The following is an 18,608-nucleotide window of genomic DNA, read 5'->3' on the forward strand; positions in this document are numbered from 1 at the left end:
TGATTGATAAAATGTAGAATTAGAGTGATAACAGGTATTTGCCCATTATTATCACTTATCAGACAACGGCACCAGCTTAGCTCTCAAATCCGGATCTTTCATGTCTTTATCCAGCGGAAACATCGGCCGCTGAATGCGTTTATAGGGTAAGCGTTCGATATTTTGATCTACACCGCCAGGAGTGATGGCTAACAGCCAGTCGGCACGCATGGCATATAGTTCGGGTTCGAGATAGCCTATTTTTACAACTACAATATCTGCAGTACGCGGGTTAAGGCCGAGCCGGGTAAAGTCTATCTCTTTATGGTAGGGCTTGCGCTTTTGGGTGATGATCACGTGAACACTGCCAACTTTTATCACAGCCTCAACTTCGGCATCCTTATCACCAGATACTATAGACTCAACAGTGCCGGAAAGTTTCACCGGCGGGGCAAAGCGGTTATCAACAGCCGCACCGGCAAAGCCTTCCACATGATTGCCTACGCCTGCTGCAATGGCGCTTTTGATTAATTCGGGCGCCGGGATGGATGCATAAAGGAGTGAAGGCCCGTTAGCTGCTTTAAATTCGGGCCGGGCAAGAATTTGTGTTAATGTCCATGTGGCATCACCTGCGCCGCCGGCCGTAGGGTTGTCGCCCGAATCACTGATATAAAACGGATGTTTGGGGCTGGCGATGGCTTTATCCAAACATTCGGTTAAGGTGCCGGTTGGGGCAACAAACTCAAACTGGTTGCGAACATTCCAGAAACTTCGCGCCAGTTGCTCGGCGGTGCGGGTTACTTTTTGTTTATCGTCGCCGGTAACCATTACTACGGCATGATTGCGCGGTTCATCGGCCCAGGCATATCCTATCCAGATGGCGGCATCGGTAATACCGCTTTGCAACGCAGCAGGTGCTACCTGTTTATACAGGCTTTTGCCGGGCTCGATGCGGGTACTTGTTTTTTCGCCGGGGAGTAAAATGGGTACGGATATGTAAGCCTTATAAGCGGGTTTGCCTTTACCGCTTTCAATCCTGTTTATGAGGTTTTGCACAGCACGTTGTTTAGTTTGCATGGCATCTTCGTGCGGGGCCATTCGGTAGCAGGTAATCAGGTCGGAGTTTTGGGCCAGCCGCCACGAAACATTGCCGTGCAGGTCCATAGAGGTAGAGATCATGGTTTGGTTCCCAATTACCTTTCTTATCCGTACAATAAAATCACCTTCAGGGTCATCAAGACCAACAACACTCATAGCGCCATGGATATCAAAGTAAAGACCATCATAGGGGAGGTGTTTTTTCAGCGAATCGAGGGTTTTGTTCACCAGCGACTCATAAGCTGCACGTGTAACCGCCCCGCCAGGTAATGATTTGCCAACTATGGTAGGAAACCAGCTTGCTTTTTTGCGAAGCGGAGAATCGGCAGCCATAAATGGATAGGCACTAAAAACATCCGTAGCATATTTAGCATGAAAGGCTGCTTCATCAGTAAGCGCCGGCGAAAATGTGCTCGATTCAATGGCAAGACCAGCTATTGCAATACGGGGCAGCGGTTTTGTTTGAGCGAGGGCGAGAGATGGGAGCAGCAGTAATAAAATTAGCGACAGATGGGATGATTTCATTATCATAAGCTTTATGCGGGGAGATTTTTAAATATAAGAATTATTGAGAAAGATTCTTTAACTGATCGAAGCTCGGCAACAATGTAATGTCGACCAGGCCTGGTGTCCAAGGGCGGATAGCAGATCTGTTATTTCATAATTTATTATCCATTAATGCTTTACCATAAGTTTATGTTGTTAACTTTATGAAGCAATCTTACCTAATATATGAAAATACTTACCGAGCCCATCGGGAGCATTCCGCGCCCGGTTTACTTACAACAAGCCATGACCGCCTTTGCAGGCGGACAAATTAAAGCCGACGAATTAAACAGCCTGTTCGATCAGGCTACTCACGAAACCATCATGGAGCTGGAGGCCACAGGTTCGCCCGTAATTAGTGATGGCGAGCAATCAAAACCAAGCTTTGTTACCTACCCGATGCAGGGCTTTAAAAACTTTGCTGCCGATGGCGTGGTGATCCCTTTTGCCGACGGGCACACACGTCAGTTACCCAAACTAACCGCGGGGCCTTTTCATTATACCACTTTTGCAAACTCATACCTGGGACGGGCAAAAAAGTACGCCACGCTGCCGGTAAAGCAGGCTGTTATTTCCTGCTCGGCCATGAGCCTGCTTTATCCGCAGGAGGGTATCGATGGCTATTCGCGTGATCAGTTCCTGGCCGATTTGGTGAATGACGCCGCATACGATATCCGGTCATGCCTTGAAAGCGGTGCATATAACGTACAAATTGATTTTACCGAAGCCCGCCTGGCCATTAAGTTAGACCCGAGCAAGCAACTGCTGTCGGCATTTATCGATCTCAATAACCAGGTGCTCGACCGTTTTACTGCCGAAGAACAGAAGAAAATAGGCGTGCATACCTGCCCCGGCGGTGACCATGATTCTACCCACAGCGCTGATATCCCGTATACCGAGCTGCTGCCCCTGTTGTTTAAACTGCACGCCGGTAACTTTTACCTTGAATATGCTGCCGAAAAGGATAAAATGACGGTACTCAATGCCATTAAAGAAAACCTCGGCGCAGGTCAGCGCGTGTTTCTGGGTGTTACAGATGTAATTAACCCCAAAGTAGAAACCGCCGAAGAGGTAAGCGAGCTGATCCTCGAAGCCGCACAGATCATTCCCGTTCAGCAGCTTGGCACTACCGATGATTGTGGTTTTTCGCCATTTGGCGATGATACTTCAACCGCGAGGGAGATTGCTTTTGCAAAGATTCGGGCGAGAGTTGAGGGAACTAAACTGGCGGAGAAGGTATTGGGGAGATAGGGGATTTTAGATATTTGTTGATTCAAAAGCCGATCCAGATCGGCTTTTGATGTTAATGTGTGATCCATTTAATATTGGTTCAAGTTTAGAGATAGCTTAACCTTAACCTAAAATAAAGCAAGCATCCTGCTTGCGAGGTTTAAGTTATTATTTATTTTTAGCATAAAGGATTTACGTTAATGTCAAAACAAAAACCGATCGAAGAAGAAAAACTAACCGAATTAAATAAATACCGCGCTTTAGTTCTTGCAGCGATAAATTATCTTTTAGAAGATCCTTCAGCAATGGTCAAAACAGAAAATTTCGATTCTAACGAGCATTTCGAATCGTTGAAAAAGGCCGCAATAGAACATCATAGCCATGGAAGACTCGCAAAGCTAAAGCAATGGTTTAAGGACCTGACTGAGCCCATGATAGAAGCCCATGATTTAAAGTTCAATGGATATCTGAAAAATGAAACCGGTTATGATGTTAATATTTTTCATAATTATTTTAAGCGGGTTGAAAAGGTAATTGAAAAAGGAAAGATCACAACCAATAATCAGTTTTATGATGTTGGCCTTATGGTTAATCAACTATGCAATGAACAACCGATGAACAAGGAAAAGATTCAAATTTTGAACAATCTTTTGAGGACTTATGAAGTTGGAAAATCTAAGAAAATCGGCTAACCTATTTCTGCAGGCTTCTTCAAAACTATTTCCCCGCAATTTTCTTATCATACTCAGCCTGTAGTTCAGCTATTTCATCGTAATACTTCTTTTTATCAGCGAAGATTAATGGATTATAAGGGCTGCCGGGCTTATGCTTACTGATGAGGTCAAATTGGATGCCATGGGATGCTAACCAGATATCAAATTTTAAACCCTCCATTGCCTTCAATGTATAAGCATAATCATCAGCAATGCCGGGATAGGAAGGTATGTCCGAAAATTTCCTGTCAGTAACAATGGTAGGCATATTAGCTATCAATACCCTGTAGCTTCGTTTGCTATCCTTTACATCAAACAAATAACTGCACGAACCTTTTGTGTGGCCCGGATGGTGAAGTATGGTAAGCTTCATATTCCCCAACTTAATGCTATCTCCATTGTGTAAAATGCGATCAACTTTTACAGGCGTGAATGTGCGCACATCTCCTTTCAAATCGTAATCAGAAAGACCGCCGTCGGCAACAACTGTTGCGTCGCCTTCGTCAACCATCATTTTGGCTTTTGTTATCTTCTTTATGGCCGCCATCGCACCCATGTGATCAAAGTGCGCCTGGGTTGTTAAAAGAATTTTAGTATCTGAAATCTGGAAGCCCAATGCCTTGATGTTTGCTATAATCTGCGTTTCGGACGATGCGAGCCCGGTATTGATCAGGATATTACCCCCGGAAGTGGTAATGAGGTAACAAGCCAGATCGGCGGTACCTACATAATAAAGATTGCCCGCAATTTGAAAAGGGGGGAATGGGTGCGTCCATTCGGGGTGCTTTGCTGCAGATGGCTCAACTACACTTTGCGCTTGTGCAATTAAAGCGCTGCAGATAAAAAATAGCAGGAAAAGCGTTTGTTTCATTTTTGGTAATCTTTTAAAGGACAAAGAAATCATTTTATTTTCTCATTGCTTACATTATACTGCTGCAAGGCAATGGCATAAAAATGCAACAAACTCGAAAGTATTTGCAACATACGCGTAAGTGTTTTTTTATTGGGTGCCCTTTTTTTGTAAGGTAATAGCATCGGCGTTATAGCTTACTATTCATACTAAACCTAATATTCATTAAATACCTATGAAAAACACTTATCAACTCGGAATTTATGCTGCAAAAATTAACGTATTAAAAATTAGTCGGCTAATTGCTATTGCTGGCCTGTTGTTTTTTGCCGCCTGTAAAAAGGATTCGCCTTCTGTAACTAAAACAACCACCGGAACAGATACCACCCATACAGGAACGGGAACAGGTACCGGTACAGGGACGGGCACTGGTACCGGGACAGGAACCGTGATAGATACCCTAACTCCCAGTAAAATTGCTGTTGCCGCTTTAGACGATGAGGTGAACACCTTTATGACTACTTATGATGTACCTGCGGTATCCGTTGCCATTACCAAAGGCGAAAAACTGGTTTACCTGAAAGCCTATGGCATAAGCGATAAATCAAAAGGCACCAAAGCCGCTATCAGCGATCGCTATCGTTTGGCCAGCTGTTCAAAACAATTTACTTCTGTTGCCATTATGAAACTGCTTGAACAGGGTAAGATAAAACTGACAGACAAAGTATTTGGCGACGGGGCTATTTTAGGTAAAACCTATGGTACTAAAACATACGGTTTGCATATTACCGATATTACGGTTGACGAACTGCTGCACCATACTTCCGGGGGCTGGGGCAACTCGGTAGACGACCCTATGTTTAGTAACCCCACAATGACAACTTCGCAACTCATCACCTGGACTTTAGATAACCGCCCGCTTGACCATGTACCGGGAACCAATTATGATTACTCCAATTTTGGCTACTGTATATTAGGACGCGTAATAGAGAAAATTACCGGGCAAACCTATGCAGATGCCGTGAATGCACTGGTGTTAAAGCCTATAGGGGTTACCGACATGACCATTGGTGGCAACACGCTGGCCGATAAACAGACAAAAGAAGTTACCTACTACGGCCAGTCGGGCGAAAACCCTTATGCTTATAATATTACGCGGATGGACGCGCACGGAGGCTGGGTTGCTACCGCTGCTGATTTGGCCAGGTTCCTGGTTTATATTGATAAATTCCCGGTACGTCCCGATATCCTTACATCGGCTTCGCTGACTACGATGTACACCGGTTCTGCAGTTAATGCAGCCTATGGATGCGGTTGGGCCATTGCAGGGAGTAACTATTTTCATCAGGGTAGTTTGCCCGGCACAGCCACAGAACAGGCCCGCCTTGAAAATGGGTTTAATTTTGTGATCCTGACCAACACGCGCAGTTTCAAAGCTAATTTCGACTCCGATCTTGACCAGATCTTCTGGAAAGCATTCGCCAAAAATCCAACCTGGGCTACGGAGGATTTGTTTTTGAAATAGTTAAAAGGATATATACCCCATGTGATTATATCTCACCGTCATTGCGAGGTACGAAGCAATCGCGAACTGTACCGGGGGACTGGCTTAGCCGCTCTGCAAGTAGGAGATTGCTTCGTACCTCGCAATGACGTTTTTTTAATCAGCTTTTAATAGCGTTTTTATTATGAAAATCAATAATTACAAATTTATACTGCTTAGCCTGTGCTGTGTGTTTGGCTTCAAGGCTTATAGTCAGCAAATAGATACAGCAAAAGAAAACGGGGTAATAAAGCAACTCATTAAAAACTATGAAGATGCCTGGAACCGGCACGATCCTAAAGGCCTGGCCGATAATTACACTGTTGATGCCACCTGGGTAAACTGGTTTGGTGCATACTATAAGGGTAAGGATGATATCCAGTTTCATTACCGGCAAGTGCATACCTCCTATTTTAAAAATACACATTATTATACCCGCGCGGTTGAAGATATTAGCTATCCGTACCCCAATCTCGCTATTTCGCATGTACGAACTGGCTTAGATGGCGATGAACGGTATCCCGGCGAAACGTTTGAATTTAGGAGGATGATTGTGCTGGCAAAACGTGATGGGGTTTGGAAAATTTTAGCCGGCCAAAATGCTAAGCTGGAGAAGGGAGTGAAGTAGTTAGCTATCATCTTAAACAAGGTTTTCGCCGGCGATGTAAATGTATAACGGTTAATATAAGAGCCATTACTACCAATAATATCACCCAGGTATCAAGTGGGCAGTTATTGGGGTCATAGTCGCCATCATCGGGGCCGCCGCCGCAGGGTACCTCTTCTTGTGCAAACACTGTAGCAATACTTAAGAGAAAAATAGCGATTATCGTAATAGCCTTGTATATTTTGCCTGCCATACTTTTATTGTTTGATAAATTTGGCCGAAGCGATGGTTTTTTGGGTGTTATTATCGATAAGCAGGATGCTGTAAAAGCCGGTCATTAATGAAGAAACGTCTACCTGACCGGTGTTGGAGTTGAAAGTAGTGCTTTTTAAAAGTGCCCCCATACTGCTATAGATGTCAACGCCGAAAGTTGTTTTTACAGGTTGATTTGTAGCGAAGTGTAAATAATTTGCTGTAGGATTAGGATACACCGTAAAAACATCCTGGCTATTACTCCCCGCAGAGATGATCACCACATTCGAATATTTTACAACCCCGTCCAAATCTGTTTGCTTCAGGCGATAGTACCCGTTTTTATCAGCGGCATCGGCAAAGCTATAGGTGCCGGAACCTGCCGATTGCATGGTGTTTATTGTCCTGAAATCTTTATCGTCTGCGCTGTACTGTATTTCAAAAGTGATGTAAGTGAACTCATTTACAGTGTTCCACTTTATAATATTTGTATTAATGTTGCGCTGGCCGGTAAAGGCTATCAGTGAGTAAGGCGGCAATTGTTTTTTATTGATAACAATTTCAAAACGGCTGTTACCATAAGAGGCCGCAACTTTTTTGTCGAGCTTGAACTCATAGCTATCCGAGTTTCGCATGTTCAGTGAATCATTTTGGAAATGGTCAAGAAGCCAAACGTCATAATAGTCGGGTATGGCCGATATTTCTATTTGCTTGATCTTGTAATTGCCGCTTGCAACGTCGTTAACGCTTAAAAAAACTGATGTCTGTTGTTTATTAAGCGGCTGCGAAGCAATAGAAACTTCGTGGCCATCAGCGGTCATTGCGCCAAATAACGTAGTTTGCCAGTTTCCATTCAGGTCGTCGGCATCTTCGGTCTCGTTGTAGTTTTTGCTGAAAGTATCAGAGAACCGGAGCTGAGCAATATCATAATTGGCCGAATCCTGGATCATTTTCAGCGTTATTTGAGGCTTCGGCACTTCTGCTTTAAATGCGATAGTTCCCGGGGCGGTTGTTTTTAAGTTCTCTTTAAATACTATAGCGCTGGAACTGCTGTTGGATTTAAGGTAAAATCCCTGCCCGGTTTGTATCGTTACACCGGCAGATACATCCTGTGCGGTTATGCTGTTACCGCCCGGTGCAAAAGTGTAAACAAAAGGCGTGGTGCCTGTCAAAGCCGAGGCCGGGATCGTGATATTACTTGGGTAAGGATTGCCAACTAAATTATAGCCGGCCCCTGCATTAGTTAAAGTATAAGTGAAGGACTGTTGGTTAAGAGTGCCTGATTGTAAACCGACTACATTTTTTTCGGGTATGGCAAAAGTGTTGGTAGTGGGCGACCTGATCAGCTTTTGGGTAATGTTATGAATATTATCGCCCCTAAAATAAAAGTAAAAGCCCGAGCCAACATTTATAGCCGGAGTAGGTGTTAGTGTTGTTAACGGAGCAAATACAGCTGTGGCGGTATTATAAAACAATATAGTTGGCCCGTTGGCCCCATAGCTTGCAGGTTGATCAAAACCGTTGGCATTGCCCCCTGCCCCGGTAATAAACAAGTTGGTTTTTAAGCTCGAAAAGTTATAGGTAGCGGCAGTAGATACCGGAAGCGTACTGCTGTTATTGACCGGCGAGCTCATGAGGCGCCAGCCACGATTGGCAATGCTGCCGCCTGTAAAATAGCGTTGCACAACAAATGTACCGGTTACCTTGGTATTGGAGGGGATACTTCCGATTGAGCCAGTTCCGTTGACGTCAGAAAGCAGGGTAAATGTCCCGGCGGCGTTATTTAAAGTAACGGCATTTGATGATCCGAATTGAATTGATGCTGTACTGGCAACGGTTGATAAACCTCCGTTTACCTTAAGGGCACCAGCCGTCGCAACACCGTTGTTTATGGTGAATACCGCTGCAGAGTCAACATTTAAGCCGTTATTTACCGTAATGGTTTTGCCATTGAGGTTTTATGATACCGCACTTGCGGCCGAACTGTTTGAACCGAATCGGCCTATCTGGAGGTTGCCAATGGTGATACTGGCAGCAGTATTGTTATTTGTTAAATTGTTATTGTTGGTGTAATTGATGTAACCTATACGTACGTTATCCCGGCTGCTGCTAATGCCGGGTACGGTTGTTGTTGATGTGCCGTTTTTTAACCAGTTTGTAACATCGTTCCAGTTACTGTTGGTGGCCCCTGTCCAATCATATGTCGGAATCCCGAGCGAAAACTGTTGACCATCGGTATTTGATGTACCTATTGTAGCGCCGGAGTTAAGGGCAATTGATCTGTATGTAAATTGAAATGTTGTGGGGGCGCTAACAGGCGTAAGCCAGTCGGCCATGATGAAATAGTAGGTGGTTTGATTAAATGGAAGTGTTTCTGATGGAGTAGTTGACGGTGTTGTTAAATCTAACTTAAACACAGTGGTACTTGTAGATATCGTACCACCAACCAGGTTTGCCGGCACGGCAGTGGCGCTCGTAAAGGTGCTGGACGTGGATCTGTAAACCCTGTAGTTACTGAAAGGAGCAGGGCTGATACCTGTCATATTCAGTTGAATATTACTAATAGCTGTTTGGCTACCCGTATTGGTTACCGAAAAACCGTATAGTACAATGTTTGTTTGGTTTAAGGTTAATGTGGTACGTGAAATGCCATTACCACTGGAGCCAACAATATTTTGCCCCGTAAACATAATGGAAGGTGTGGCAAATGCTATAGGGTAACCATTAATGACCGATTGGGGCGGATTTACTGTTTGAGCAGTGAATGCCGAACCTCCTGAGATTTCGGTATAAGCTACAGCATGCGGATTAAGGGAGAATGAAACCGCGTTAGGGTAGCTTTTAAAATTGCTGTTAAAGTTAATGTAAACAAAAAAGTTCCTCGTAATACTGCCTGTTGCCGATGACGGTGTAAACTCAAGCGGGGTATTAAAATTGAGGTTTACAGTTGATGAATTGCTGCCGACGGCATTAGTGGTAGGCACCGGGGTATTTGTGCCCGAATTGAAATCTGTCCCGTTGTTTTCAACCACATAAACATCTGAAGTGCTAAAAAATGGAGCCGCAGTTCCGGATAGGGCTGCGGACAGCGCCACCTGGGTTATCAAAGCCTTATTATTGGCAACGGTTATCGAAAAACCAAAAACACAAATGCCTTGCTGCGTATAGTAAATGTCATTAACCTCAATGCCATTGTCTTTAGGGACGTTATTGCCGGTAACGGTTACAATAGCAGGGTTGGTCCAGGTGTAAGTGGGCCCTGTTATGGTTGTTGTTGCAGTGCTATTAATTTGCGATAAATTAAAACTGAAACTGACCGGTGACGGCGTTGGTGCATTCCCGCCCACATCAAAGGTGACAACTAAAAAGAAACTTGCCGGAGTTGCATTGATAGTCTGGGTAAAATTGCTTATCGTTAATGTATTTGACCCCGAACCACTAACAGCAAAACTGGTAGAGCTGCCGGTTATAACTGTGCCCGAGCCTGGAGCATAAGTAGCGTTAGCGCCATTTATGCGTACCAGGGACATGCTGCTGCTGGTTTTAGTGAAATAATTTAAAATGGACTGATCGCAACCAAATGTCAACGATGATAATGTTGAACCTGTAGGGTCGGTTAAGGTAACACCTAATACTGCGATACGTTGCCCGGCAGATATAGTATTGGGAGACGTTAACCCATTAGTGTTTGCCGTTGCTACTATAGCCGCCTGCACTTTAATAGTGCTTATCAATATCGCAATAATTAGCAGGTATTTTTGTAAATGTGCTTTCAAAGCTTAGGGTTTTTTCCTGAGATTTGCAAAGATGGTGCTAATGGGTAGGTTGTTATTTATTGTGTATGTGGCAGAAAATTGCGCGAAAGGAAAAAGTGAGAAGCGAAGATTTTCTTAATGGTTTAATTAGATTTAGAGCGTGCTTGATTTATCGTATGGCTTATTAAATGTTGTTTTTATAGATACATTTCAAATATTAGCTGTTCATGGAATGTACAGTTGTTGGCAAAAATGTATAACAAACGAGAAGCTAATATGAACAGGAAATAGAGCCTTTAGTTATTGAAATTTGGCAAGCTAAAATTTTAATTTAAAATGTGTATTTTTTTCCCGATAGTGGCAAGGAAATGCACATGTTGAAATTCTTCATTGCTTTATTTGCTCAATTACAGAGATAATTTTATAAAAATAATGGATTTGTTGATTTGTAATATCTGTTTGATAACCAGATCGTTTTATTGTTGCTAAAGCTGCCTGGTGTTCACAGATATTCGGGGAATAGCGAAATTAGTCTGCAGCCCGATAACATGGCATGGTAGCTATACTTGAATGAGGTACTGACCTTTGTTACCGCAAGTGTCGCCACTTTTGAACTTTCGATAGATGTTAAGCGATTACCTGATTCGGGCCATAGGCGAGGACGCTCATGGCAGCCAGGGGCAGCGCTTAGTTGAATGCGCAACTTATTTTTGCTTCAATTTCGAAAAGAAACCGGTAATGGTGCCAATGACCGCGCATGGCGAATTGGCCGGACAATTGGTAACTGCCGGAACATAAAAAATGTTTCTGTTGCCAGGTTGCCCGTCGGGGCTTATCTCTACAACGTAGGTTTCCTCACTCATGCCGCCGCAATTGCACTCCCGCTTATTAATGTTTTCGAAGTTTTTGGGTGTCAAATTACCCAGGAATTTGGTCATAGCGGCATCAGCTATGTATTTACCTTTTTCGGCCGATAAGGATTTGCCTATTTGAACATGCGGTACTTTTTTAAAGTAATAACACTTAGCCGCCAAAAATGCTATCGCTTTAACTTTATGGTCTTTTTTGTGGTGCGGATTATACCGGTAGATCACAACAAATTTTGAATTTATATTTGATGGAGATTGGCTGCCGGTTTGAGCAAAAGAACTCCCTGTGCTTATGATAAGCAACGCTGTCGATAATATTTTTATAAATATTAGCATGGGTTTAAATGGTATTTGCTGGGTACCTCTGTCGACTGCGCCGTAAACTAATAATTCTTCATTAGCTTAACTAACATATCCGATATGCGTCGGTGTTCTGCATCAAAAGGGGCGTCGTAGTTATGCTCAATTTGATAATTGGTTGAATAAAATTAGGAATTTATTGGGGGAATGGCAATGGTTAATTGTTGCTGTAAGGTAATGAGTACACTACACTTTTTCCGGCATTACATTCGCGTGCCAGATGAGGTGCGGCAGCGAAAGCTGTAAGTCACGATAGGATCTCATTTCTACCTCATCCTTTATATCGCCACTGAATTAATGCAAAGTGTATTTTTTATATGTATTGTTAATAAATATTATCTCAAATTAATAGCAAATAATATTGATTAATTGCTTTTTTTACTTACATTGTACTACACAAGTTTCACTCATCCTTAAACCTTAGGCCATGAAAACAATAAAAAGCCTGGACCATTTTTTATTAAAATCACTAACTGTAATAATTTTAATATTTATATCAGTTTCTGTTTTTGGCCAGGCGCCCGATAATCATTTTTTGAATGCAACAGATTATGGCGTTAGTCCATCCCTGGCAGACAATTATAATAAGTTAGATTCTTTATTTATTAATCACCCCAATTCAGATATCTATGTTCCTCCGGGTGTATATAAAATTGTTAATGATAGCGTTACACACGGAGGGCAGGGCTATCTGAAAATTCAAAACTACCAGGGGCATTTGTTATGTGGGGCTAATACCATTTTTCAGTTTCAAAAAGCACAGGGAGGATTTAACTTTTTGGGCGGAACGGGTGCACGATTAGAAAACATCCATGTTGAGTTTGCGACTCTCCCCAGTACAAGAAATAACCTGCACTCCATTAATGTTGGAATGGCGCAAAATATTGTAGTTAATAATATAACGGTTAATGGAAGCGGAGGTGTTGGTTTATTATTTAATCTCTGCTATAACCCGCAGGTTTCCAATATTGTGATAACTAATACAATGGCTGATGGGTGCAGTTTTTATTCTTGCCAGAATGTTCAATTAAACGGGCTGATAACTAAAAACACAGGGGATGATGCAATGGCTTTTTTTCAGTCCTCAGGTAAACTCCCCTTGGAAAGGGCAACCATAACAAATTTAATTCTTAAGCAATCTTATGCCCGTGGTATTGCAATAAACGGCACTTCCGACGTATATATCAGCAATTTTATGATAGATAGTACAAGCGCGGCCGGAATTTATGTTGCGAAGGAGTCTTCCGTTACTTATCGCCCAACAAACATATTTATCGCTAATGGCAACGTAAGGCATGGCGGTGTACTAACAGGCCGGGGCGTTACAGGTTCCAAAAACGGTGTTACCGTAACCGGAGCAGGCAGTGTATATCTGAATAATGTCGCGGTAAAACGTTCGCAGGAAAAAGGCTTCTATGTATATAATACAAATTTTATAAACGCCGCTCAAATTGCTGTTGATACCAGTGGTACCCTCGGTGTGGCGATAGATACGAACGTGATGACTGTTTTGAGGAATATCACTTCTAAAAATTCGGGTCAGTACGGAATTAAGATAACGAAGAATAAAAATGCGATTGCGGAAAACTTAACTGTTAATAATGCCTGGAAAGATGCCGCCGTAACCCCTAATCTGCACCGAGCTATATGGTTTGAATCTAACGTGAACTTTTATAGTGATGCATTAACGCTTTTGGATGATGATGCAACTACAACAACTGCAAGGGCCGACACTGTAGGGGAATACAATACGCTGGGGAGTGGGTATTTTGGAGATATCCAATATATGATTTCAAGTACTTCACCGCAAGTATTTGGGTTGGTGAGCAGCAGTACCACCGTGAAAACAGGCTTGATAAATCTTTTACCAAAAGGTGGCGTAAAGAATGGCATAGTTTACCAGGGGGATAAATCGCTTCTTACAACTGCTGCCGGTACATCCGGGCAATTCCTTAGTAACGCCTCCGGTACTCCTGTCTGGGTAACACCAATAGTACAAGGGCCGTCATCAACCAGTTTTACCGGCGCTGCAAGCGTTACGGTTACTTTTACCAGTCCCGGTTTTACGCCATCAAACGTGCTGTGGACACCAACAAATAGTATTGGTACCAGCGGATGGTATATAACTGGCATAACAAGTACAAGTTTTACTATAAATTACACAACCACGCCAAGCGGTACGGTAACCGGGAAATACACGTTGATAAAATAACACCAGGCATAGCCTTGCGGTAGCAAAAAATCTTGTCTGGTGCGGCGACCAATTATTTTACTACTCAATTGGTATTATTCGGCAATAAAGCTACGGTCCTTTATCTATTTTTTTAATACTTATGCTTTTTCTTAATAGTTTTAATTACTTCTCAGATTTGAACGATATATTTCTACGGGTTTTCATAGGTTTGATAAATCGGATTAGTATTTTTTATGACAATCAAACTCTTAGGAATGATATCGTTAATTGCCTTATCTTCTTTTGAAAAATGGACTTTTTTGATTGACAGCCGATAATTAACAATGAACACAATAAAAAAAGGAATTTTTTACCTGGTATTTTTTGGTTGTTTGATATTGATCAATTGCTCATTAAAGTATAGAGTTAAGCGGCAAGAGGCACGTATACCTAAAGTCCCTGACGAAAAAACAGCAATAAAAATTGCCGAAGCGGTATGGTTGCCCATTTATGGGGAAAGTATTTATCAAGAGCGCCCTTTTACGGCCACTTTAAACAATGGGGTTTGGTACGTTTATGGCTGTAAACCTGATAGCGCCTTAGGCGGAGTGGCAGAAATTAAAATCAGAAAGTCAGATTGTAAGATACTTTGGTTTCAGCATCTTAAATAATTGAAAGACGTTGTACAACGATATCCAGATTGCAGATTTTAGGCATCATTTTTATCCCTTTGCTGGCGTACGCGTGCCCCATGTGGGTTGTATCCTATCGACGTAAATTGAATTAGGAACTGACCGAAAGTTAAGATGATGGAAATAGTTCAGTGCACCGTTTTGTGCCATTCAGTTGGAGAGGTTCCTTTGTTTTATATTCGTTCGGGAAATAAGTGTAAGTATAAAGACAACAAAAGATGATTGGTAATAAAACGATTTCGACTGTAACGGATAAAAGTGAAAATCGCATGCTTTATTGGATGTCTATGTCCTGCGTAATCATCATAGGATTTTTTTGCCGGGATTATATCGCATTGATTTGGTGCCTTTTGGGATTTGTAATACTTTTTACTGCAATTTCATACATTTCAAAGACTATAATTTTAACCGGAGATTCAATAATTATTCAGAGTATTTTCGGGAAAGACATAACAAAAGATAAAAACCAATCTATGCGTTTAACAAACTCTTGGCTTCTGATAAACAGAATGAAATTAGAGTTTACTGATGGTAGTCGATATTTATTCAAGGGAAACTCAACTGACGAAGTGGTGAAAGAACTGGCCATAATTATTGCTCAGCGAAAATAGTTATAAATAACCCTTCGCCTCCTACCGCAAGCAAATTTAAGACACATAGCACAATGACCACAAGGCACAGCCTTGCGGTAGCAAAAAAATTAAAACGCTGCCGCAAGGCTGTGCCTTGTGGCCCACATGCAAGGTATAATCCAGAAATGATTAATACCTGAAAGAACCAGTACTATAATTTAATAATATCAGCTTCGCTAATGGTGTCACTATATTGTCAGTGCCCCTTGAGCCTGAAACGCAGATTTAAGAAAATCTTAAAAAAAACATAAAAAAATAAGGAAAATGGATGACAGCAGTAAATCTGCGTTTTAATGCTGATTTTTTACTCTAAAAAGTTTTAAGTGGTGATTGTTAACTATATAGATGTGTTTCAAGTAAAAAGTCAATTATTTGATTACCAAGGCGTTTCATGAAAAAGATGTTCCGCGTTTTCACATTCAAAATTTGGAACGCTCTCACTTTAAAAAAAAAGAACACCGGAGATTTTTTTATTTTTTTTCGGGAATCAAAAGATTGGGACAGCCGCTTTGTTACAGTGTATCCAATACTCATGTAACCGTTTCCTAAACCTTTTACCTTTCCCTCAAAAAGTCATACTTTTGCGCATCCTTTAAAATAAAACAATATTACATTGGAGCACCAGGAATTAACTACCGTTGAAACCGCTAAAGATCTGGGCCTTTTACCCGAAGAATTTGTACGTATAAATGAAATATTAGGACGTGTGCCCAACTTTACCGAGCTTTCTATTTTCTCGGTTATGTGGAGCGAGCACTGCTCATACAAAAATTCAATCACCTGGCTTAAAACTTTACCTAAGGATAGTCCGCGGATGCTGGCTAAGGCAGGTGAAGAAAACGCCGGCCTTGTTGACCTTGGCGACGGCATCGGCTGCGCTTTTAAAATTGAATCGCACAATCACCCTTCGGCCCTTGAACCTTATCAGGGTGCTGCTACAGGTGTGGGTGGTATCAACCGCGATATATTTACCATGGGCGCAAGGCCTATCGCGCAGCTTAATTCCCTGCGTTTTGGCGACTTAACACTCGACAAAACCAAATGGTTAGTTAAAGGTGTAGTTAAAGGCATTAGCCACTATGGTAACGCTTTCGGTATCCCAACAGTAGGCGGCGAATTATTTTTTGACGATTGTTATAATGTTAACCCGCTGGTTAACGCCATGTCGGCCGGTATTGTTAAGGCCGGCGAAACCGTTTCGGCTACATCATACGGTGTGGGCAACCCGGTTTATATAGTTGGTTCGGCTACAGGTAAAGATGGTATCCATGGTGCCGCCTTTGCTTCTAAAGATATTACCGAAGATTCGGTGAACGACCTTCCTGCTGTACAGGTAGGCGACCCTTTCCAGGAAAAACTATTACTGGAAGCTACACTTGAGGTAATTAAAACCGGTGCCGTTGTTGGTATGCAGGATATGGGCGCTGCCGGTATCATCTGCTCAAACTCAGAAATGAGCGCCAAAGGTGAGCACGGTATGCGTATCGACCTGGATAAAGTACCAACCCGCCAGGATAATATGAAACCTTACGAAATCCTGCTTTCTGAATCACAGGAGCGCATGTTGATCGTAGTTCATAAAGGTCGCGAAAAAGAAGTTGAAGCCATTTTTGATAAATGGGACCTGAACTGCGCCATTATTGGTGAGGTTACCGATACCAAACGTTTAGAATATTTTATGCACGGCGAAAAAGTTGCCGATGTACCTGCCGATGACTTGGTATTAGGTGGCGGTGCCCCGGTTTACCAGCGCGAATACCGTGAGCCTGCTTACTTTGCCGAAAATCAAAAATTTAATATCGATGACGTTGCCGAGCCTGCAAACCTGGTTGAGGTTGCCGAGCATTTGGTTGGTCACCCAAATATTGCTTCAAAACGTTGGGTAACCGATCAGTACGATAGCATGGTAGGCGTACAAACCATGACAGCAAACCGTTCATGCGATGCTGCCGTTGTTGCCGTTAAAGACACCGACAAAGCCATCGTATTAACTACCGATTGTAACTCTCGCTACGTTTACGCCGACCCATACAAAGGTACTGCTATTGCCGTTGCCGAAGCTGCACGTAACATTACCTGTGCCGGCGGTGAGCCTGTGGCTATTACCAACTGCTTAAACTTTGGTAACCCTTACATCCCTGAAGTTTACTGGCAGTTTGTAAGCGCCATTAAAGGTATGGGTGATGCCTGCCGTAAATTTGAAACCCCTGTTACCGGTGGTAACGTGAGTTTTTACAACCAGTCGGCAGATGGTGGTTCGGTGTTCCCTACGCCAACTATTGGCATGCTGGGTGTGATGGACAACGTTGATAACATCATGACTGCCGACTTTAAACAGCCCGGCGACCAGATCTATCTGATAGGCGAATCGGTTAATGATATCGCTTCATCACAATACCTTGCATCATGGCATAAAATCACCAAAGCCCCTGCACCGTACTTCGATATCGATAAAGAGTACGATATGCAGCAAACCGTTAAGGAACTGATTGCACACAAAGTGATTGAATCGGCTCATGATGTTGCTGATGGTGGTTTATACATTGCCCTGTTAGAGTCATCAATGCCTAATGGCCTTGGTTTCGAGATTGCTTCTGACGATAGTATTCGTAAAGATGCTTTCCTGTTTGGCGAAGCACAAGGCAGGGTGGTGGTAAGTGTTGCCCCTGAAGAAGAAGAGCGTTTTGTTGAGGTGATGGCTACCAGCGAGGTGGAGTTTACCTTGTTAGGCACAGTAACCAACGGCGCTTTAACTGTCGACGAAGAAGCTTTTGGTCATGTTACTGATCTGAAAATGGTTCACGATAATATCCTTCACGGTATTTTAGGAGAATAATGTTAAAACTAAATAGGGTACATCATATTGCTATCATCTGTTCAGATTACGCAAAATCCAAACAGTTCTATACCGAGGTGCTCGGCTTAAAAATAGTTCGCGAAGTTTATCGTGAACTACGACAATCATACAAGCTTGATCTGGAAGTGGGCGGTCTCTACCAGATCGAGCTTTTTTCTTTTCCCAATCCACCTGCAAGGCCATCCCGGCCCGAAGCTGCAGGCCTGCGTCATTTGGCTTTTGAGGTTGATGATTTGGATGAAGCCGTAGCACATATAGCTTCATTTGGTGTGGATGTAGAGCCGATTCGTGTAGACGAATGCACGGATAAACGCTTTACCTTTTTTGCAGATCCGGATGGTTTACCGCTGGAGTTGTACGAGCGATAGATAATCAGATTTCGGCATCCCAAAGGACAGGTCTGTTTCGTTTTTAAAATAACCTTTGTTGTTATTAACGATAACCGTCGCGCT

At 42.7% G+C, this 18,608-nt stretch carries 15 protein-coding genes; 9 read left to right on the forward strand and 6 right to left on the reverse strand.

The window, feature by feature from the left end; genetic code table 11:
- Positions 1 to 51: 51 nt before the first annotated feature.
- The gene (locus tag BMX50_RS22020; protein ID WP_091213918.1) at positions 52 to 1,602 is read right to left on the reverse strand and encodes a M81 family metallopeptidase; all 1,551 of its coding nucleotides are present in this window, start codon (positions 1,600 to 1,602) and stop codon (positions 52 to 54) included.
- A gap of 207 nt (positions 1,603 to 1,809) precedes the next feature.
- Here BMX50_RS22020 and BMX50_RS22025 point away from each other — a divergent pair, with 207 nt between their 5' ends.
- Positions 1,810 to 2,874, forward strand: a complete 1,065-nt coding sequence (locus BMX50_RS22025) for a cobalamin-independent methionine synthase II family protein (RefSeq protein ID WP_091213920.1) — start codon at positions 1,810 to 1,812, stop codon at positions 2,872 to 2,874.
- 179 nt (positions 2,875 to 3,053) lie between these two features.
- Positions 3,054 to 3,545: a hypothetical protein gene (locus BMX50_RS22030; protein ID WP_091213923.1), complete on the forward strand. Its 492-nt coding sequence runs from the start codon at positions 3,054 to 3,056 to the stop codon at positions 3,543 to 3,545.
- Positions 3,546 to 3,570: 25 nt separating this feature from the next.
- Here the strand turns inward: BMX50_RS22030 and bla are convergent, their stop codons facing one another.
- Positions 3,571 to 4,437 (reverse strand): subclass B3 metallo-beta-lactamase, encoded by an 867-nt coding sequence (gene bla, locus BMX50_RS22035; protein ID WP_091213925.1) that lies wholly within the window; start codon positions 4,435 to 4,437, stop codon positions 3,571 to 3,573.
- A gap of 214 nt (positions 4,438 to 4,651) precedes the next feature.
- Between bla and BMX50_RS22045 the strand changes: the two genes are divergently transcribed.
- Positions 4,652 to 5,941: a serine hydrolase domain-containing protein gene (locus BMX50_RS22045; RefSeq protein ID WP_167668058.1), complete on the forward strand. Its 1,290-nt coding sequence runs from the start codon at positions 4,652 to 4,654 to the stop codon at positions 5,939 to 5,941.
- Positions 5,942 to 6,104: 163 nt separating this feature from the next.
- On the forward strand, positions 6,105 to 6,587 hold the full coding sequence (locus tag BMX50_RS22050) for a YybH family protein (protein ID WP_091213932.1): 483 nt from the start codon (positions 6,105 to 6,107) through the stop codon (positions 6,585 to 6,587).
- Positions 6,588 to 6,594: 7 nt separating this feature from the next.
- Here the strand turns inward: BMX50_RS22050 and BMX50_RS22055 are convergent, their stop codons facing one another.
- The 4 genes from BMX50_RS22055 to BMX50_RS22070 form a co-directional block, all read right to left on the reverse strand.
- The gene (locus BMX50_RS22055; protein ID WP_091213934.1) at positions 6,595 to 6,819 is read right to left on the reverse strand and encodes a hypothetical protein; all 225 of its coding nucleotides are present in this window, start codon (positions 6,817 to 6,819) and stop codon (positions 6,595 to 6,597) included.
- A gap of 4 nt (positions 6,820 to 6,823) precedes the next feature.
- Positions 6,824 to 8,503, reverse strand: coding sequence for a T9SS type A sorting domain-containing protein (locus BMX50_RS22060; protein WP_091213938.1), 1,680 nt, complete (start codon positions 8,501 to 8,503; stop codon positions 6,824 to 6,826).
- 273 nt (positions 8,504 to 8,776) lie between these two features.
- Positions 8,777 to 10,594, reverse strand: coding sequence for a hypothetical protein (locus BMX50_RS22065; protein WP_091213943.1), 1,818 nt, complete (start codon positions 10,592 to 10,594; stop codon positions 8,777 to 8,779).
- Positions 10,595 to 11,277: 683 nt separating this feature from the next.
- Positions 11,278 to 11,778, reverse strand: a complete 501-nt coding sequence (locus BMX50_RS22070) for a hypothetical protein (protein WP_091213948.1) — start codon at positions 11,776 to 11,778, stop codon at positions 11,278 to 11,280.
- A 451-nt stretch (positions 11,779 to 12,229) separates the two neighbouring features.
- Between BMX50_RS22070 and BMX50_RS22075 the strand changes: the two genes are divergently transcribed.
- From BMX50_RS22075 to gloA2, 5 genes are all read left to right on the forward strand, one after another.
- Entirely contained in the window at positions 12,230 to 14,014 is a 1,785-nt protein-coding gene (locus BMX50_RS22075) for a glycoside hydrolase family protein (RefSeq protein WP_091213953.1), read from the forward strand.
- Between the two features lie 305 nt (positions 14,015 to 14,319).
- On the forward strand, positions 14,320 to 14,646 hold the full coding sequence (locus tag BMX50_RS22080) for an NTF2 fold immunity protein (protein WP_091213956.1): 327 nt from the start codon (positions 14,320 to 14,322) through the stop codon (positions 14,644 to 14,646).
- A gap of 239 nt (positions 14,647 to 14,885) precedes the next feature.
- Positions 14,886 to 15,278, forward strand: a complete 393-nt coding sequence (locus tag BMX50_RS22085) for a hypothetical protein (RefSeq protein ID WP_143065241.1) — start codon at positions 14,886 to 14,888, stop codon at positions 15,276 to 15,278.
- A gap of 634 nt (positions 15,279 to 15,912) precedes the next feature.
- Positions 15,913 to 18,135: a phosphoribosylformylglycinamidine synthase subunit PurL gene (gene purL, locus BMX50_RS22090; RefSeq protein WP_091213965.1), complete on the forward strand. Its 2,223-nt coding sequence runs from the start codon at positions 15,913 to 15,915 to the stop codon at positions 18,133 to 18,135.
- Positions 18,135 to 18,524 (forward strand): SMU1112c/YaeR family gloxylase I-like metalloprotein, encoded by a 390-nt coding sequence (gene gloA2 / locus BMX50_RS22095; RefSeq protein WP_091213968.1) that lies wholly within the window; start codon positions 18,135 to 18,137, stop codon positions 18,522 to 18,524. The genes purL and gloA2 overlap by 1 nt, the downstream gene beginning before the upstream one ends.
- Positions 18,525 to 18,608: the final 84 nt, after the last annotated feature.

The sequence above is a fragment of the Mucilaginibacter gossypiicola genome, from assembly GCF_900110105.1.
In the GTDB taxonomy this organism is placed as follows: Bacteria; Bacteroidota; Bacteroidia; order Sphingobacteriales; family Sphingobacteriaceae; genus Mucilaginibacter; species Mucilaginibacter gossypiicola.

Excerpts from the sequence above, each read along its gene's own strand:
- BMX50_RS22020 (WP_091213918.1), bottom strand. The coding sequence starts at position 1,602 with ATGAAATCATCCCATCTGTCGCTAATTTTATTACTGCTGCTCCCATCT.
- BMX50_RS22025 (WP_091213920.1), top strand. The coding sequence starts at position 1,810 with ATGAAAATACTTACCGAGCCCATCGGGAGCATTCCGCGCCCGGTTTAC.
- BMX50_RS22030 (WP_091213923.1), top strand. The coding sequence starts at position 3,054 with ATGTCAAAACAAAAACCGATCGAAGAAGAAAAACTAACCGAATTAAAT.
- bla (WP_091213925.1), bottom strand. The coding sequence starts at position 4,437 with ATGAAACAAACGCTTTTCCTGCTATTTTTTATCTGCAGCGCTTTAATT.
- BMX50_RS22045 (WP_167668058.1), top strand. The coding sequence starts at position 4,652 with ATGAAAAACACTTATCAACTCGGAATTTATGCTGCAAAAATTAACGTA.
- BMX50_RS22050 (WP_091213932.1), top strand. The coding sequence starts at position 6,105 with ATGAAAATCAATAATTACAAATTTATACTGCTTAGCCTGTGCTGTGTG.
- BMX50_RS22055 (WP_091213934.1), bottom strand. The coding sequence starts at position 6,819 with ATGGCAGGCAAAATATACAAGGCTATTACGATAATCGCTATTTTTCTC.
- BMX50_RS22070 (WP_091213948.1), bottom strand. The coding sequence starts at position 11,778 with ATGCTAATATTTATAAAAATATTATCGACAGCGTTGCTTATCATAAGC.
- BMX50_RS22075 (WP_091213953.1), top strand. The coding sequence starts at position 12,230 with ATGAAAACAATAAAAAGCCTGGACCATTTTTTATTAAAATCACTAACT.
- BMX50_RS22080 (WP_091213956.1), top strand. The coding sequence starts at position 14,320 with ATGAACACAATAAAAAAAGGAATTTTTTACCTGGTATTTTTTGGTTGT.
- BMX50_RS22085 (WP_143065241.1), top strand. The coding sequence starts at position 14,886 with ATGATTGGTAATAAAACGATTTCGACTGTAACGGATAAAAGTGAAAAT.
- gloA2 (WP_091213968.1), top strand. The coding sequence starts at position 18,135 with ATGTTAAAACTAAATAGGGTACATCATATTGCTATCATCTGTTCAGAT.